The following is a 15,312-nucleotide window of genomic DNA, read 5'->3' on the forward strand; positions in this document are numbered from 1 at the left end:
CGCCTTTTCGTCATACCGGAGCAGTACACCAAGGTGCGCCCGCGGTCTGACGCTTCTGCCCTCCCGATTTGGTCAGATGAATACACGACGCCTGACCAACCACGGAGGTAGGGCACACCATGGCACCGAACGACAGCGCACAGACCACCGAAGAGGCCAAGGACCTCGGAGTGGGCCGCCGCAAAGCCGCCCGCTACTTCGTCCCGGTCGCGGTGGCCGGAGTGGCGGCGGCGACCATCGGGCTGGTCCCGGCGCTCGCTGCCTCCGGTGACCCCGATCTGCCGGACATCACCGCGCAGGAACTCATCGAGAAGATCGCCGCGTCGGACACCCAGCAGCTCTCCGGCACGGTGAAGATCACCACGGACCTCGGTCTGCCCTCCCTGGGCGGCCTCGCGGGTCTGGACGCCGGATCGTTCGCCCCCGAGGGCGGCAAGGGCGAGGGTGACGGGTCGGCCGCGTCCCCCGAGGCCAGGCTGACGCAGCTCGCGTCCGGTACCCACACGCTGCGGATCGCGGCCGACGGACCGGACCGGCAGAAGCTCTCCATCCTGGAGGACTCGGCCGAGTACAGCCTGATCCACAACGGGGAGGACGTGTGGGGCTACGACAGCGCCACGAACGAGGTCTTCCACGCCGAGGACGACGGCCGGGGCGAACGGCCCGGCAAGAAGGAGGCCCCGGCGGGGGACCTGCCCACCACGCCCAAGGAGTTCGCCGACGAGGCGCTGAAGGCCGCGGGCGACACCACCTCCGTGACCGTCGGCGGTACGGCGCAGGTGGCCGGCCGCGACGCCTACAAGCTGGTCATCAAGCCCAAGCAGCAGGGCTCGACAGTCGGTGCGATCACCGTCGCGGTCGACGCCGAGACCGGCACCCCGCTGAAGTTCACGCTCTCGCCGAGCAGCGGCGGCAAGGCCGTGATCGACGCCGGCTTCACCAAGGTCGACTTCTCCCGGCCGGCCGCGTCCACCTTCGACTTCACCCCGCCCAAGGGGGCGAAGGTGACCGAGGCGGAGGAGCTCGAGGAGCTCGAGGGGGACAAGGAGCAGGCAACCCCCGACGCGTTCAAGGGCCTTGAGGACCTTGCCGGGCCGAACGTCATCGGCGAGGGCTGGACCTCAATCGCCAAGATCGAGGCGCCGGGAGCCGAGGACTTCGAGGGCGACCGGAAGGGCGGCGCGAAGGACGGCGATGTGCCGCCGGAGGCACAGCAGTTCCTGGACTCGCTGGGCGACAAGGTCACCGGCAAGTTCGGCTCGGGCACGGTCTTCTCGACCCGCCTCGTCAACGCCCTGATGACCGAGGACGGCACGATGTACGTCGGTGCCGTCACCAAGGACGCACTCGTGAAGGCCGCGAACGAAGACAAGTAGCAGCGGAACCAAGGGCTTTCGCCCCGCCGTACGCTCGGGGTACGGCGGGGCGAAAGGCTGACCGGGCAAGGGAGCGCAATGACGGCCGTCATCGAGACGCACGGGCTGACCAAGCAGTACGGGGGAGGGCAGTTGGCCGTCGACCGGCTCGATCTGCGCGTGCCCGGCGGCAGCGTCTTCGGCTTCCTCGGTCCCAACGGCTCCGGCAAGACCACCACCATCCGGATGCTGATGGGCCTCATCGAACCGACTGCGGGCCGCGCCGAGGTCCTGGGCAGCCCGATGCCGCGCTCGGTGCGGAAAGTACTTCCACAGGTGGGCGCCCTGATCGAAGGTCCGGCGCTGTACGGGTTCCTGAGCGGCCGGGACAACCTGGTGCGCTACGACTGCGCCGACCCGACCGCCGATCCCCGCACCCGCCGGGCGCGGGTGGCGGCCGCGCTGGACCGGGTGGGCCTGGCCGCCGCGGCCGGCAAGAAGGCGAAGGCGTACTCGCTGGGGATGAAACAGCGCCTGGGGCTCGCCGCCGCGCTGCTGCAGCCCAGGAAGCTGCTGGTCCTGGACGAGCCGACCAACGGACTCGATCCGCAGGGCATGCGGGAGATCCGTTCCCTCGTGCGGGAACTGGCCGCCGACGGCACCACCGTCTTCCTCTCCTCGCATCTGCTCGACGAGATCGAGCAGGTGTGCACGCACGCCGCGGTGATGGCCCAGGGGCGGCTGATCACCCAGGGCCCGGTGGCCGAACTCGCGGCCGGGGCGCGGGGCCGGCTGGCGGTCCTCACGCCCGACCCGGCGGATGCTGCGAGGGTGCTCAAGGAACAGGGCGTGACCGAGGTGCGCGTGGACGGGGAGAAAGTGACCGGCGAGCTGCCCGACCAGGACACGGAAACGGCCGCGATCAATGCCGCGCTGGTGCGGGACGGTGTACGGGTGCGGGGCTTCGGCCTCGAGCGCGCCTCGCTCGAGGACGCGTTCGTCGCGCTGACCGGAGAGGGATTCGATGTCGCAGGCTGAAGCGGCCGCCGTCAGCCCGTTGTGGACGCTCGGTCTGCTGCGTTCCGAGCTGTCCCTGACCTTCCGCCGGTGGCGCACGCTCGCGCTGCTGGGTGTGCTGGCCGCCGTACCCGTGCTGATCGGTGTCGCCGTGAAGATCGAGACAGGCGACGGCGGGTCTGCCGGCGGTGGCGGTGGCGGCGGTCCGGCGTTCATCAGCCAGATCACCAACAACGGCCTGTTCCTGGTCTTCGCCGCCCTCGCCGCGACCCTGCCGCTCTTTCTGCCCATGGCGGTCGGCGTCGTCGCGGGCGACGCGATCGCGGGCGAGGCGAATGCCGGCACCCTGCGCTATCTGCTGGTCGCCCCGGCCGGACGTACTCGGCTGCTGCTCGCCAAGTACGCCGCCGTCTGCGCCTTCTGCCTGGTGGGGACCCTGGTGGTGGCGGGGTCCGCACTCACCGCCGGGGCGCTGCTCTTCCCGCTCGGCGAGGTCACCACGATCTCCGGCACCACGATCTCGTTCGGCGAGGGCCTGGCCCGTGCCGTCGCGATCGCGGTCGTCGTGGCCGCCTCGCTGATCGGCTTCGCGGCGCTCGGTCTGTTCGTCTCCACCCTCACCGGCAGCGGTATCGCGGCGATGGCCACGACGGTGGGGCTGCTGATCACCGTGCAGATCCTCAACACGATCCCGCAGCTGCACGCGATCCATCCGTACCTCTTCCCGCATTACTGGCTGTCCTTCGCGGACCTGATGCGGGAGCCGGTGTACGGGGAAGAGGTGCTGAGGAACCTCGGTCTGCAGGGGCTGTACGCGGCGGTGTTCGGGTCGGCGGCGTGGGCGCGCTTCACCGCCAAGGACATCACCGCGTGACGGTCACCGACCGGAAGAACTCCTTGGCCTCGGTCAGGGCCTGCTCGTCGTGGTGGATGTCCCCGGGACGGGTGCCGTTGCCCAGCAGCACTCCGCCCCACTGCATCTTCAGGTACGCGGCGGTGTTGCGCAGCGTCCCGACCAGCGGATCGGCCACCGACCGGTCGGCGTCGGCCAGCGTGCTGACACCCCACAGGGTGCGCCCGGCCATACGCGGCTTGAAGTCCACACCGGGGACCCGCATCCAGCCCGACCAGTGGTCGAGATACCGCTTGGTGGAGGTGGAGACGGAGTACCAGTACAGCGGCGAGGCGATGACCAGGTCGGTCGCGTCCAGGGTGGCGTCCAGCAGGGTCGCTGCATGCCCGGTGGGCGCGGGGTAGCCGCTGTCGTCGTCATGGCGCAGGTCCACGAAGTCGGGCAGCGGATGGGCGCTCAGGTCCAGCCAGCGCTGGTCGGCCCCGGCGGGCAGCTGCTCGGCGGCCAGCCTGGCCAGTGCCTCGGTGTTGCCGTCGGCACGGCTGCTGCCGAGCAGGAACAGGAACCTGCGGTTCATGGAGATCTCCCCCTCGTCGTACGTGACTGCATGCGTGTGCAGTATATGCACACGCATGCAGTCGATGGGGGGTGGCAGTTCTCGCCCGTCCGGGAGACCCCTGGACGGTGTGCCTCTAGAAGGTGAGCTTCCAGCTGTCGATGTAGCCCGTGTCGTACTGGGCCACGTCCTGGACGCGGAGCTTCCAGTCGCCGTTGGCCACCTCGCTCGACGCGTTCACCGTGTAGGTGGCGATGACGTTGTCGGCGGAGTCGCTGCCGCTGGAGTTCTTCAGCCGGTACGCGGTGCCGTCGGGCGCGACCAGGTCGACGACCAGGTCACCGCGCCAGGTGTGCTTGATGTCGACGCCGACCTTGAGGGTGGTCGGGGCGTTGCCCGTGCGGCCCGTGACGGCCGCGGTGGAGGTGACGGCCGCGCCGTTGTCCGGGATGTTCACGTCGGCCGTGTTCTCGTACACGTCACCCGGCGGGACCGTCGTCCCGGCCGACAGGGTCCAGATCGCGTGGGCGACCGCGTCGCTGTTGCGGTCAAGGGCGGTGTCGTTGATGTTCGACGTGCTGTCGCAGGACGAGTGGTAGCAGCGGTCGAAGGCCTGCCCGGCCGTACCGCCCCACTTCTGGGCCTGGGCGCTGGACTTCGTACGGCTCGCACCGGTGAACAGTCCGCCGACGGGTATGCCCACGTTCTTGAAGGACGCGTGGTCGGAGCGCCCGTCGCCCTCGGTCTCGATCTCGGTGGAGACGCCGATGCCGGCGAAGTAGTCCTTGAAGGTCTGTTCGATCGTCGGGTCGTCGTCGTAGACGAAGTACCCCGGGTTCGGTGAGCCGATCATGTCGAAGTTCAGATAGCCCGAGATCTTCGAACGCTCGGCGGACGGCAGGTTGTTGACGTAGTACTTCGAGCCGATCAGTCCGAGCTCCTCCGCGCCCCACCAGCCGAAGCGCAGATGTTTCGTCGGCTGCAGCTGGGCGCGGGAGACGGCGAGCGCGGTCTCCAGGACGGCGGCGGACCCGGACCCGTTGTCGTTGATGCCCGCACCGGAGGTGACGGAATCGAGGTGCGCTCCGGCCATCAGCGTCTGGTTGACGTCACCGCCCGGCCAGTCGGCGATCAGGTTGTACCCGGTGGCGCCGCTGGAGGTGAACTGCTGGACGGTGGTGGTGAATCCCGCCGCGTCCAGCTTGGCCTTCACATAGTCCAGGGATGCCTTGTACCCGGTCCGGCCGTGCGCCCGGTTGCCGCCGTTGGCGGTGGCGATCGACTGGAGCTGGGTGAGATGCGCCTTGACGTTGGCGATCGGTATGTCGGGTGCGGCGAGCGCGCCCGCGGGTGCGGCCGGCTGGGCCGGTGCGGCGCTCGCGGCCGGCGCGACGGAGGCGAGCAGCCCGGCCAGGCCGAATGCTGCGGCTGCGACGGCGCGTCTTGGAACGGAGAGGTTCATGTGGGGGCTCCGGATTCCGTACGGGGATGGGACGGAACGTGCAGGACGCCCCGGGGCGGCGCGTCCCGGGGCGCTGGAGCTGTGATGCGCTGTGCGTGCTGAATGGTGAGCGAGATGCTGACGCACCGTCAAGAGCGTAAATCGGTCAGTGGCGTTCGATACACGAACGCCACTGACCGGTCGCTGTGGGCCGTCGGGTCGATGGACCCCCTCGCCCTCCCCGGCGAGAGCCCTACTGCACGCAGAACTCGTTGCCCTCGGGGTCCGTCATGACCACCCACTCGCCGCCCGGTTCCTTCACCTCCCGCAGGGCCGTGGCCCCGAGGGTCTCCAGGCGGGCCGTCTCTGCCGGCCGGCTGCCCGGGGCCGAGTGCAGGTCGATATGGAGGCGGTTCTTCACGGTCTTCGGTTCCGGGACGCGCTGGAACAGGATGCGGCGGCCCAGGCCCATGCCGCTCTGCGGGTCGTAGGGGTCGTCCGGATGGCGGACGGCGACCAGATCGCGCCAGGCCCGGCGGCCGTGCGATTCCACCGTGGCCTCGGGCGGTGCCGCCCCGTCCGCGAGGAGCTGGTCGATCAGGGCGCTGTTGTCCTCGACGAGATAGCCGAGGGCCCCGGCCCAGAAGTCGGCCTGGGCGTGCGGGTCCGCCGCGTCGATCACGAGCTTCCAGTGCAATGTCATGGAAACCATTTATAGTGGTTACAGGAGGAGGCTGCATTGGACACGCCCGGAATGGTCCTGCACACGCCGGAGGGCCGCCCGTACCACTTCGACCCCGGTGCCCTGTGCCTGGAACTGCTCACGACCGGGGGGCCCGGGGCGTTCGCGCGGTACGAAGTGCTGGGGGAGCCGGCCGGCCTGTACGACTGGGTGGCGGCCAGCCGCCTGCCGGGCGGGCTGGACCTGACCGTCGCGGAGGCGGACCTGGCGGTCGTACGCGAGGTGCGCAACGCGCTGTTCCGGATGACCGCGGACCGGGCCCACGCCCGCGACCTCGACCCGGCCGATCTGGCAGCCGTCAACGAGGCGGCGGCGAAGGCCCCGCTCGTGGCAGGTGTCGCCGCGGACGGTTCCTGGCAGTGGGCCTCCGGCGCGACCGTGGAGCAGTTGCTGTCGACCGTCGCGCGCGACGCGGTCGACCTCTTCACCGGCCCGTATGCGCGCCGCATCCGCGAATGCGGCGCGCACGACTGCTGTCTGCTGTTCGTCGATACGTCGCGCCCCGGCCGCCGCCGCTGGTGCGCGATGGAACGGTGCGGCAACCGCAGCAAGGTGCGGACCCACCGCGCACGCCGGGCCGACAGCGGCACCGGCACAGGCACCGGAAACGACACCGCATTCGGGGAACGGAGTGTCATGAACAGCAAGCCTGTCGGGCTGACCCAGGACGCCGGCTGGGAGATCGGTGTGTCCCGTACCCTCCCGCTGCCGCCGTCCGCCGTATGGGACTTCATCGCGGGTCCCGAGGGCGTCGCGCTCTGGCTCGGCGAGGGTGTCGAGCTGCCGACGGCGACGGGGGAGTCGTACAGGACGGCCGACGGTGTCTCGGGTGAGATCCGCAGCTACCGCCCCGGCGACCGGATCCGGCTGACGTACGGCACGACCGTCGTCCAGGTCGCGGTCTCCGCCGTGCGCTCCGCGTCCGGGGAGCGGGCCGTGCTCCGCTTCCACCAGGAGCATCTCGCGAACGCGGACGAGCGCGAGCGCCGCAGGGCCCACTGGCAGGCGGTGGCGGCCGAGGTCAAGGAAGCGCTCGGGGTCGTCTGAAGCGGGCTCGGACGTGATGTCCGGGCGTGCCGGTCGGTCCGGTCCGCCGGCCCGTCAGCGAGGGCGGCCTGATCGGCGCCGGTCCCGGGCCCCCGGCCCGCGCTCACATGGGATCGCGGCCGTCCCCCAGCACCGGCGGCTCTTCGTCGCCGCGTCCCTGCTCGCCCCCGGGCTCCCGGTCCGCCGCCCGAGGCTCGCGTTCGCGATCGTACGGGGGCTGCCGCGTCGCCGGTCCGGTGCGGTCTCGTTCGTACGGTGGCCCGGTGACCCGGCCACGGCCCGCCTCCGACTCGGCGATCGCCAGCCACCGCTCCCAGCGGTGGCGCATCGGCTGGATGAGCCCGCCGCCCACCCCCACGATCACCACGCCCGCGATCGTGGCGAGTACCGCGATGAGCACCGGGCCGGTGACGGAGGTCGCGATCTCGGCCTGACCGAGCGCCGCGATCACGCCGAGGCCCACGACGAAGGCCCAGGCCGCGGTCCCGAGGGTCCTGGCGTACGGGGCGTTGCCCAGCGCTCCGGTGACGATGTCGCGCACGGCACGGGCGATGGCCATGGCCACGACGACGATGACGCAGGCGACGATCGCCTTGGGCAGCCAGGCGACGATCGCGTCGATCATGTCGCTGACCGGGTTGGGCCCGAAGACCCCGAAGCCGAGCTGCAGAGCCATGAGCAGGATCGCGTAGCGGACGATCCTGACGATGATCCCGGTCGCGTCGTACCGGGATCCTTCGAGCGTCCGGGCGACACCACTGCGTTCGGAGAGCTTCTCGAAGCCGACGCGGCGCAGCAGCCGGTCCGCGACCTTGGCGATCATCTTGGCCACGAACCAGCCGATGAGCAGGATGAACAGGAACGCGATGAACTTCGGAATGAACCGGGCCACCGCGGACCACGCCTCGGTGATCCCCTGGCCGAAGTCGATCGACAGTGCGAGGGGTTGCGACATGGCGCCGGCTCTCCGCTCCACGGCGGCCTCGGTCCGGGCGACCGGGGCCTGCTCCTCCGGTCGTAGCACCGGTATCGGGGCCCGGCCTGCGTGCGCGGGGGGCACTGAGCCGTTGGAGTGGTGAATGGGGCCCGAGGGGAGCTCCGGAAGGGAACCCGAGTGCCCGAGCCGGCGCAACCGGCCCCACCGGGAGGCCGAGCGGCCCTCAGCCCGTGGTCTCGGCCTGCGGCTCCGGGTGCGTCACCGCACTGGTCGTGGAAGCAACTGCCGAGCCGGCCACCGCACTCGGCCCGGCGACCGCACCCGGCCCGGCCGCGCTCACCCCGGCCGCCTCTGCCTGCGCGGCCAGCCGCAGGGCCTTCGCCTTCGTACGCCGCGCCGTGCGCAGCGCGTCCCAGGTCAGACACGTCAGCGCCAGCCACACCAGCGCGAACCCGGCCCACCGCTCCGGCGGCATCGCCTCGCGGAAGTACACGACCCCCAGCAGGAACTGGAAGACCGGCGCCAGATACTGCAGCAGCCCCAGTGTGGACAGCGGCACCCGGATCGCCGCCGCACCGAAGCAGACCAGCGGCACGGCCGTCACCACACCCGTCGCGACGAGCAGCGCGGCATGGCCCGTGCCGTGGAGGCCGAAGGTGGCCGAACCGTCCGCGGTCAGCCAGACCAGGAAGGCGAGTGCCGGCAGGAACTGGATCGCGGTCTCGGCGGCCAGTGACTCGAGCCCGCCGATGTTGACCTTCTTCTTGACCAGACCGTACGTGGCGAAGGAGAAGGCGAGCGTGAGCGAGATCCACGGCAGCCGGCCGTAGCCGATCGCCAGCACCAGCACGGCCGCGAAACCGATGCCGACCGCCGCCCACTGCACCGGGCGCAGGCGTTCCCCCAGCAGCAGGACGCCCATGGCGATGGTGACCAGCGGGTTGATGAAGTAGCCGAGTGACGCCTCGACGACCTGGCCCGCATTGACGGCCCAGATGTAGACGCCCCAGTTGACGGTGATCACGGCTGCGGCGACGGCGATGAGCCCGAGCTTGCGCGGTTGGCGCAGCAGGTCGCGGATCCAGTCCCACCGCTTGAGGGCCAGCAGCGTGATGCCGACGACCACCAGTGACCACACCATCCGGTGGGCGAGGATCTCCACCGCGCCGGAAGGCTTCAGCAGTGGCCAGAAGAGCGGGACCAGACCCCACATGCCGTAGGCGCCGATCCCGTACAACAGCCCTGTTCGCTGCTCGTTCTGCGGCTTCACTGACCCTCCTGCTGTGCGCGCGTCACCTCGAAGAAGGTACGCCGCACACAGGGTCGATGTCATGCCCGTATCGCCATACGGTCATGACGGATCTTGTCGAGGCGTGCGAGTCACGCCGTCGCGGCGGCCGGTACATGGGTGCACGCGATGGTCCGGCCCGTGGCCGTGCTCGGCGAGGAGACCGCCGAGCAGGTGTGGGGGCCGGTGGCTGGGCGGAGCAGCGCATGGAGGGAACAGCGCATGGACGCGGTTCAGGCCGCGCCCACCGCCTAGGCAGAGATGAAGGCCAGGAACGCCGACCGTTCCTGACCTTCGGGCGGAATCCACGCGGCGTCAGCCGACGACGGTCCAGGTGTCGTTGCCCGCGAGAAGCGCGGCCAGGTCGCCCTTGCCGTTCTGCTCGATGGCCAGGTCGAGCTGGTCGGCCATCAGGGTGTCGTAGACCGGCCGCTCGACGCTGCGGAAGACGCCGATGGGCGTCTGGTGCAGGGTGTCCGGGTCGGCCAGGCGGGACAGTGCGAACGCCGTCGTCGGAGAGGCGCTGTGGGCGTCGTGGACCAGGATCCGCGACTCGTTCTCGGGCGTCACCTGCACCACCTTGAGGTCGCCGGTCCGTTCGTCGCGCACGACGCCCTTGCCGCTCTCGGAGCCGAAACGGATCGGCTGTCCGTGCTCCAGGCGGACCACGGCGTTCTCGGCCTGCTCCTTGTCCTTGAGGATCTCGAAGGCGCCGTCGTTGAAGATGTTGCAGTTCTGGTAGATCTCCACCAGCGCGGTGCCCTGGTGGTCGGCGGCCTGGCGCAGTACCTCGGTGAGGTGCTTGCGGTCGGAGTCGACGGTCCGGGCCACGAACGAGGCTTCGGCGCCGAGCGCGAGCGAGACCGGGTTGAAGGGAGCGTCGAGCGAACCCATGGGCGTCGACTTGGTGATCTTGCCGAGCTCGGACGTGGGACTGTACTGGCCCTTGGTGAGGCCGTAGATCCGGTTGTTGAACAGCAGGATCTTCAGGTTCACATTGCGGCGCAGGGCGTGGATGAGGTGGTTCCCGCCGATGGAGAGCGCGTCGCCGTCACCGGTGACGACCCAGACGGACAGGTCGCGGCGCGAGGAGGCGAGGCCGGTCGCGATGGCAGGGGCGCGGCCGTGGATGGAGTGCATCCCGTACGTGTTCATGTAGTACGGGAAGCGGGAGGAGCAGCCGATGCCGGAGACGAAGACGATGTTCTCCTTCGCGAGGCCGAGCTCGGGCATGAACCCCTGCACGGCGGCGAGGATCGCGTAGTCACCGCAGCCGGGGCACCAGCGCACTTCCTGGTCGGACTTGAAGTCCTTCATGGACTGCTTGGCCTCGGCCTTGGGCACCAGCGAGAGCGCCTCAGTCATTGATGGCCTCCTTGAGGGCCGAGGCGAGCTGCTCGGCCTTGAACGGCATGCCGTTGACCTGGTTGTACGAGTGAGCGTCGACCAGATACCTCGCCCGGATCAGGGTGGCGAGCTGGCCGAGGTTCATCTCGGGCACTACTACCTTCTCGTAACGCCCCAGAACGTCTCCGAGATTCCTCGGGAACGGGTTGAGGTGGCGTAGATGGGCCTGGGCGATGGGGATGCCGGCCTGGCGCAGCCGGCGCACGGCGGCGGTGATCGGCCCGTACGTCGAACCCCATCCGAGGACCAGGGTGGTGGCGCCCGCCGGATCGTCGACCTCCAGATCCGGGACCTGGATGCCGTCGATCTTGGCCTGCCGGATCCGGACCATCAGGTCGTGGTTGGCCGGGTCGTAGGAGATGTTCCCCGAGCCGTCCTGCTTCTCGATGCCGCCGATACGGTGCTCCAGCCCCGGTGTGCCGGGCACCGCCCAGGGGCGGGCACGGGTCTGGGGATCGCGCTTGTACGGCCAGAACACCTCGGTGCCGTCGGCCAGTGTGTGGTTGGGGCCGGTCGCGAACTGCACCCGCAGATCAGGTAGTTCGTCGATGTCCGGGATCCGCCACGGCTCGGAGCCGTTGGCGAGGTAGCCGTCGGAGAGCAGGAACACCGGGGTGCGGTAGGCCAGTGCGATCCGGGCCGCGTCCAGCGCCGCGTCGAAGCAGTCGGCCGGGGTACGCGGCGCCACGACCGGCACCGGGGCCTCGCCGTTGCGCCCGTACATGGCCTGCAGCAGATCCGCCTGCTCGGTCTTGGTCGGCAGACCGGTCGACGGGCCGCCGCGCTGGATGTCCACGACCAGCAGCGGAAGCTCCAGGGACACCGCCAGGCCGATCGTCTCGGACTTGAGCGCCACACCGGGGCCGGAGGTGGTGGTGACGGCGAGCGAGCCGCCGAAGGCCGCGCCCAGCGCCGCGCCGATACCGGCGATCTCGTCCTCGGCCTGGAAGGTCCGCACACCGAAGTTCTTGTGCTTGGACAGCTCGTGCAGGATGTCGGAGGCGGGGGTGATGGGGTACGAGCCCAGGTAGAGCGGCAGGTCGGCCTGCTTGCTCGCGGCGATCAGGCCGTACGACAGCGCCAGATTCCCGGAGATGTTGCGGTACGTGCCCGCGGGGAAGGCCTGACTGGCCGGGGCGACCTCGTACGAGACCGCGAAGTCCTCGGTCGTCTCGCCGAAGTTCCACCCTGCGCGGAACGCCGCGATGTTCGCCTCGGCAATGCTCGGCTTCTTCGCGAACTTGGTGCGCAGGAACGTCTCGGTGCCCTCGGTGGGACGGTGGTACATCCAGCTCAGCAGTCCGAGCGCGAACATGTTCTTCGAACGCTCGGCCTCCTTGCGGGAGAGCCCGAAGTCCTTGAGCGCCTCGACCGTCAGTGTCGTCAGCGGCACCGGGTGGATGTGGTACCCGTCCAGCGAGCCGTCCTCCAGGGGCGAGGTCTCGTAGCCCACCTTCGCCATCGCCCGCTTGGCGAATTCGTCCGTGTTGACGATGATCTCGCCGCCGCGCGGCACATCGGCGATGTTCGCCTTCAGCGCAGCCGGGTTCATCGCCACCAGCACGTTCGGTGCGTCACCCGGAGTGAGGATGTCGTGGTCGGCGAAGTGCAGCTGGAAGCTGGACACCCCCGGCAGCGTTCCGGCGGGGGCCCGGATCTCGGCCGGGAAGTTCGGCAGCGTCGACAGGTCGTTTCCGAACGCCGCCGTCTCGGAGGTGAACCTGTCACCTGTGAGCTGCATACCGTCACCGGAGTCACCCGCGAAGCGGATGATCACCCGGTCGAGTCGGCGGACTTCCTTCTCGCCCGCGGGCTTGCGCTGCCCGCCGACGAGTGCCTCATTGGCCTCATCGGCCTGCTCGGCAGAGGTGCTGACCTGGCTCGTCACTGAACTTGACCTCCCTTGAGGCGGCTGCTCGGGCCCGGCCGGCCCACCGGCCGTCCCCAGTGCCACCCTACGTCCGCGAGTGTCGCTGGAAGGGTGGCCTTGCTCGGACCGCTCATATGCCGGACATCCTTCCGAGAAGTTCCGGCGCCCTGGTGTGCCATGTCGTGCTCGCCCCCCGGGGTTCCTTTGATGAAGACGCTCTCCACTCATTCTTCGGTTCTGACGCTGCCGCTTCGCTCGACAGCTGACACATTGTCAGTCGATTACGAGTTCAGGTAGGTCAGGACCGCCAGTACACGCCGATGATCCCCCTCACTCGGGGACAATCCCAGCTTCAGGAAGATGTTGCTGACATGCTTCTCGACGGCGCCGTCGCTGACCACGAGCTGCTTGGCGATGGCCGAGTTCGTCCGGCCTTCCGCCATCAGGCCGAGCACCTCGCGTTCCCGCGGTGTGAGACCCGCCAGCACGTCCTGCTTACGGCTGCGGCCCAGCAGCTGAGCGACGACCTCGGGGTCCAGCGCGGTACCGCCGCGGGCCACCCGCACCACAGCGTCCACGAATTCGCGGACCTCGGCCACCCGGTCCTTGAGCAGATAGCCCACGCCGCGGCTGCTGCCGGCGAGCAGTTCGGTGGCGTACCGCTCCTCGACGTACTGGGACAGGACCAGCACGCCGATCCCGGGGTGCTCGCGGCGCAGCTGTACGGCGGCCCGCACACCTTCGTCCGTATGGGTGGGCGGCATACGGACGTCGGCGACGACGACGTCCGGCAGTGCGTCCTGTACAGCCAGCTCGCCGATCGTCTTGATCAGCGCCTCGGCGTCCCCCACGCCGGCCACGACGTCGTGGCCGCGGTCGGTCAGCAGCCGGGTCAGTCCCTCCCGAAGCAGTACCGAGTCCTCGGCGATGACCACCCGCACCCTGTCCTCCACTGCGCTTGCGCCCCCTGTCGATGTGTGTCCCCCGCGTGCCCGGTGGGCCCGTGCGCCCCAGCATTCCAGCTCGGGCCGGCGCCCGGGCCGAGGTCCGGACCATGCGCGGGGCGGACGGTGTCCCTACGGGGGACGCGGGATCAGGGGCGGGGGTTGACTCGCGGCGTCCGGGGTCCGGGGACGGCTGTGCCCGGGGGCGCGGGGGATCAGCCGCGCCAGGGGAGCTCGGCGGTCACCGTCGTCGGGCCGCCGGCCGGGGAGTCCACGGCCAGGACGCCGTCCACCGCGTCCAGGCGATCGGTGAGCCCGGCCAGGCCGCTGCCCGCCGTGACGTCCGCGCCGCCGCGGCCGTTGTCCACGACCTGGAGCAACAGCCGGTCGTCGGAGCGCCATACGTCCACGGAGGCCCGGGTCGCCCGGGCGTGCTTGCTGACGTTCTGCAGCAGCTCGGACACGGTGAAGTACGCGATGCCCTCGATCGCCGCCGCCGGGCGCGTCGCCAGATCCACCTCGACCGTGACCGGGACGGTGCAACGGGAGGCGACGGCGGAGAGTGCGGCGTCGAGGCCCCGGTCGGTGAGGACGGCGGGGTGGATGCCGCGGGCCAGGTCGCGCAGCTCCTGGAGAGCCACCTTCACCTCGCCGTGCGCCTCGTCCACCATCCGGGCAGCCGCCTGTGGATCCTGCGTCATTTTCTCCTTGGCCAGACCCAGATCCATCGCGAGGGCGACCAGGCGGGCCTGGGCCCCGTCGTGCAGATCGCGTTCGATACGGCGCAGGTCCGCGGCGGCCGTGTCGACGACCACGCCCCGGTCCGACTCCAGCTCCACGACGCGGGTGGCGAGCCGTGACGGCCCCAGCAGGCCCGCCACCAGCAGACGGTCCACGCTCGTCATCCCGCGCATGATCCACGGCGTGATCAGCGTGAATATCAGCCCGATGACGCTGGTCGCGGCGATCTCGAAGGGGGAGTCGAGGTAGAAGGCGTGGGTGCGGTCGCCGTACAGCTGGATGCCGTCCTGGCCGGCGTACACCGGGAGGACCCACTGCCACAGCGGGTAGAGCAGGCATCCCCAGGCCGATACCCACAGCGTCAAGGACACGCAGAAGGCGAACACGGCCCAGGGGAAGTGGACGATGGAGTAGACCAGATGCCGCCAGGACACCCCGCTCCTCAGAACGCCGCCGATCCAGCCCATCATGCTCGGCCTGCCGCCCCGGCCACGGGCACTCACCGGCTCCGGGTCGGCCACTTCCAGGCCGAGCAGGGCGCGGGCGCGGGCGCGCTCCAGGGCGCCGTAGCCGCGCAGGGCGGCCAGGCCGGCGGCGAGGACCGGGATGCCGATGAAGGTGATGAGCAGTCCGGCGCCGAGCGAGGTCACGGTGACGGCGAAACTGAAGGCGGCGACGCTGATGGGGAGGCTGAGCATCAGATAGCCGAACTCGCGCCAGGTGCGGCCCTCGACGGGTGCGCGCAGAAAGGGCGGGAGGCGGCGGGTCCGGGGCTCCGGTGCGTATCGGCTTCCGTGTCCGTACCCGTGGTTCATGGCCATTGACGTCGTCCGTTCCGGTATGTGCGGGCTGTCATGTGCCAAGACTCCCGCGGCCCGCCCGTCGCGCACCATGAGGTCGGTATCCGTCTTGGGCGGGGGTTTTCCCTACCCGGCGGGGGTGGTGCCCGCCCTGCCCAGCGGGTTCATGCCCGCCAAGGGGAGCGCCGGGGCGCGGGAAGCGTGCGGGTCCGGCTCCCGGAGTGCGCCTTGGAGACACCCGCGGCAACCGTGCCGACACCGACCTCGGAGACCAGCTTCACGTGGATACGCGCGGCCGGGTTGGCGTTCTTGAG

Annotated in this window: 15 protein-coding genes and 1 pseudogene; 6 read left to right on the forward strand and 10 right to left on the reverse strand. The window is 70.2% G+C overall.

Annotated elements, in window-relative coordinates; genetic code table 11:
* Positions 1-119 precede the first annotated feature (119 nt).
* From ABZ208_RS26980 to ABZ208_RS26990, 3 genes are all read left to right on the forward strand, one after another.
* Positions 120-1,376, forward strand: coding sequence for a DUF2092 domain-containing protein (locus tag ABZ208_RS26980; RefSeq protein ID WP_356912047.1), 1,257 nt, complete (start codon positions 120-122; stop codon positions 1,374-1,376).
* A gap of 78 nt (positions 1,377-1,454) precedes the next feature.
* Positions 1,455-2,393: an ABC transporter ATP-binding protein gene (locus ABZ208_RS26985; protein ID WP_356912048.1), complete on the forward strand. Its 939-nt coding sequence runs from the start codon at positions 1,455-1,457 to the stop codon at positions 2,391-2,393.
* Positions 2,380-3,246: an ABC transporter permease gene (locus ABZ208_RS26990; RefSeq protein WP_356912049.1), complete on the forward strand. Its 867-nt coding sequence runs from the start codon at positions 2,380-2,382 to the stop codon at positions 3,244-3,246. The genes ABZ208_RS26985 and ABZ208_RS26990 overlap by 14 nt, the downstream gene beginning before the upstream one ends.
* Here the strand turns inward: ABZ208_RS26990 and ABZ208_RS26995 are convergent.
* The 3 genes from ABZ208_RS26995 to ABZ208_RS27005 all read right to left on the reverse strand — a co-directional run bounded on the left by ABZ208_RS26995 (position 3,236) and on the right by ABZ208_RS27005 (position 5,925).
* Positions 3,236-3,802 carry an NAD(P)H-dependent oxidoreductase gene (locus ABZ208_RS26995; RefSeq protein WP_356912060.1) on the reverse strand — a complete coding sequence of 189 codons (567 nt, stop codon included), beginning with the start codon at positions 3,800-3,802 and terminating at the stop codon, positions 3,236-3,238. The genes ABZ208_RS26990 and ABZ208_RS26995 overlap by 11 nt on opposite strands.
* Positions 3,803-3,917: 115 nt before the next feature.
* Entirely contained in the window at positions 3,918-5,243 is a 1,326-nt protein-coding gene (locus tag ABZ208_RS27000) for a M28 family metallopeptidase (RefSeq protein WP_356912050.1), read from the reverse strand.
* A 232-nt stretch (positions 5,244-5,475) separates the two neighbouring features.
* Positions 5,476-5,925 (reverse strand): VOC family protein, encoded by a 450-nt coding sequence (locus tag ABZ208_RS27005; RefSeq protein ID WP_356912051.1) that lies wholly within the window; start codon positions 5,923-5,925, stop codon positions 5,476-5,478.
* Between the two features lie 51 nt (positions 5,926-5,976).
* Here ABZ208_RS27005 and ABZ208_RS27010 point away from each other — a divergent pair.
* Positions 5,977-6,543: pseudogene (locus tag ABZ208_RS27010) on the forward strand (CGNR zinc finger domain-containing protein); the annotation flags it as partial.
* Between the two features lie 57 nt (positions 6,544-6,600).
* A complete protein-coding gene (locus tag ABZ208_RS27015; RefSeq protein ID WP_356912061.1) occupies positions 6,601-7,011 on the forward strand; it encodes an SRPBCC domain-containing protein in 411 nt (136 codons plus the stop codon).
* Between the two features lie 103 nt (positions 7,012-7,114).
* Here ABZ208_RS27015 and ABZ208_RS27020 read toward each other — a convergent pair whose 3' ends face one another.
* Both ABZ208_RS27020 and rarD read right to left on the reverse strand, forming a co-directional pair.
* On the reverse strand, positions 7,115-7,966 hold the full coding sequence (locus ABZ208_RS27020; RefSeq protein WP_356912052.1) for a hypothetical protein: 852 nt from the start codon (positions 7,964-7,966) through the stop codon (positions 7,115-7,117).
* A gap of 205 nt (positions 7,967-8,171) precedes the next feature.
* Entirely contained in the window at positions 8,172-9,218 is a 1,047-nt protein-coding gene (gene rarD, locus ABZ208_RS27025; RefSeq protein ID WP_356912053.1) for an EamA family transporter RarD, read from the reverse strand.
* A 147-nt stretch (positions 9,219-9,365) separates the two neighbouring features.
* Here rarD and ABZ208_RS27030 point away from each other — a divergent pair, with 147 nt between their 5' ends.
* Positions 9,366-9,491, forward strand: a complete 126-nt coding sequence (locus ABZ208_RS27030) for a hypothetical protein (RefSeq protein ID WP_356912054.1) — start codon at positions 9,366-9,368, stop codon at positions 9,489-9,491.
* A 60-nt stretch (positions 9,492-9,551) separates the two neighbouring features.
* Here ABZ208_RS27030 and ABZ208_RS27035 read toward each other — a convergent pair whose 3' ends face one another.
* The 5 genes from ABZ208_RS27035 to ABZ208_RS27055 all read right to left on the reverse strand — a co-directional run.
* Entirely contained in the window at positions 9,552-10,601 is a 1,050-nt protein-coding gene (locus tag ABZ208_RS27035; protein ID WP_356912055.1) for a 2-oxoacid:ferredoxin oxidoreductase subunit beta, read from the reverse strand.
* Positions 10,594-12,531 carry a 2-oxoacid:acceptor oxidoreductase subunit alpha gene (locus ABZ208_RS27040; protein WP_356912056.1) on the reverse strand — a complete coding sequence of 646 codons (1,938 nt, stop codon included), beginning with the start codon at positions 12,529-12,531 and terminating at the stop codon, positions 10,594-10,596. Before ABZ208_RS27040 ends, ABZ208_RS27035 begins: the two co-directional genes overlap by 8 nt.
* A gap of 263 nt (positions 12,532-12,794) precedes the next feature.
* Positions 12,795-13,454: a response regulator transcription factor gene (locus ABZ208_RS27045; RefSeq protein ID WP_356912062.1), complete on the reverse strand. Its 660-nt coding sequence runs from the start codon at positions 13,452-13,454 to the stop codon at positions 12,795-12,797.
* A gap of 218 nt (positions 13,455-13,672) precedes the next feature.
* Positions 13,673-15,019 carry a sensor domain-containing protein gene (locus ABZ208_RS27050; protein ID WP_356912057.1) on the reverse strand — a complete coding sequence of 449 codons (1,347 nt, stop codon included), beginning with the start codon at positions 15,017-15,019 and terminating at the stop codon, positions 13,673-13,675.
* Between the two features lie 143 nt (positions 15,020-15,162).
* Positions 15,163-15,312, reverse strand: a 150-nt coding sequence (locus ABZ208_RS27055) for a glutamate synthase-related protein (protein ID WP_356912063.1), incomplete at its 5' end; no start/stop codon positions are given.

Origin of the sequence: Streptomyces sp. NPDC006208 (assembly GCF_040613775.1) — a bacterium.
Lineage (GTDB): Bacteria > Actinomycetota > Actinomycetes > Streptomycetales > Streptomycetaceae > Streptomyces.

Bases quoted from the DNA above. Each gene is read 5' to 3' on its own strand.
- ABZ208_RS26985 (WP_356912048.1), top strand. From the start codon at position 1,455: ATGACGGCCGTCATCGAGACGCACGGGCTGACCAAGCAGTACGGGGGA.
- ABZ208_RS27000 (WP_356912050.1), bottom strand. From the start codon at position 5,243: ATGAACCTCTCCGTTCCAAGACGCGCCGTCGCAGCCGCAGCATTCGGC.
- ABZ208_RS27030 (WP_356912054.1), top strand. From the start codon at position 9,366: ATGGTCCGGCCCGTGGCCGTGCTCGGCGAGGAGACCGCCGAGCAGGTG.
- ABZ208_RS27005 (WP_356912051.1), bottom strand. From the start codon at position 5,925: ATGACATTGCACTGGAAGCTCGTGATCGACGCGGCGGACCCGCACGCC.
- ABZ208_RS27050 (WP_356912057.1), bottom strand. From the start codon at position 15,019: ATGGCCATGAACCACGGGTACGGACACGGAAGCCGATACGCACCGGAG.
- ABZ208_RS26995 (WP_356912060.1), bottom strand. From the start codon at position 3,802: ATGAACCGCAGGTTCCTGTTCCTGCTCGGCAGCAGCCGTGCCGACGGC.
- ABZ208_RS27020 (WP_356912052.1), bottom strand. From the start codon at position 7,966: ATGTCGCAACCCCTCGCACTGTCGATCGACTTCGGCCAGGGGATCACC.
- ABZ208_RS27035 (WP_356912055.1), bottom strand. From the start codon at position 10,601: ATGACTGAGGCGCTCTCGCTGGTGCCCAAGGCCGAGGCCAAGCAGTCC.
- ABZ208_RS27015 (WP_356912061.1), top strand. From the start codon at position 6,601: ATGAACAGCAAGCCTGTCGGGCTGACCCAGGACGCCGGCTGGGAGATC.
- ABZ208_RS26990 (WP_356912049.1), top strand. From the start codon at position 2,380: ATGTCGCAGGCTGAAGCGGCCGCCGTCAGCCCGTTGTGGACGCTCGGT.
- ABZ208_RS26980 (WP_356912047.1), top strand. From the start codon at position 120: ATGGCACCGAACGACAGCGCACAGACCACCGAAGAGGCCAAGGACCTC.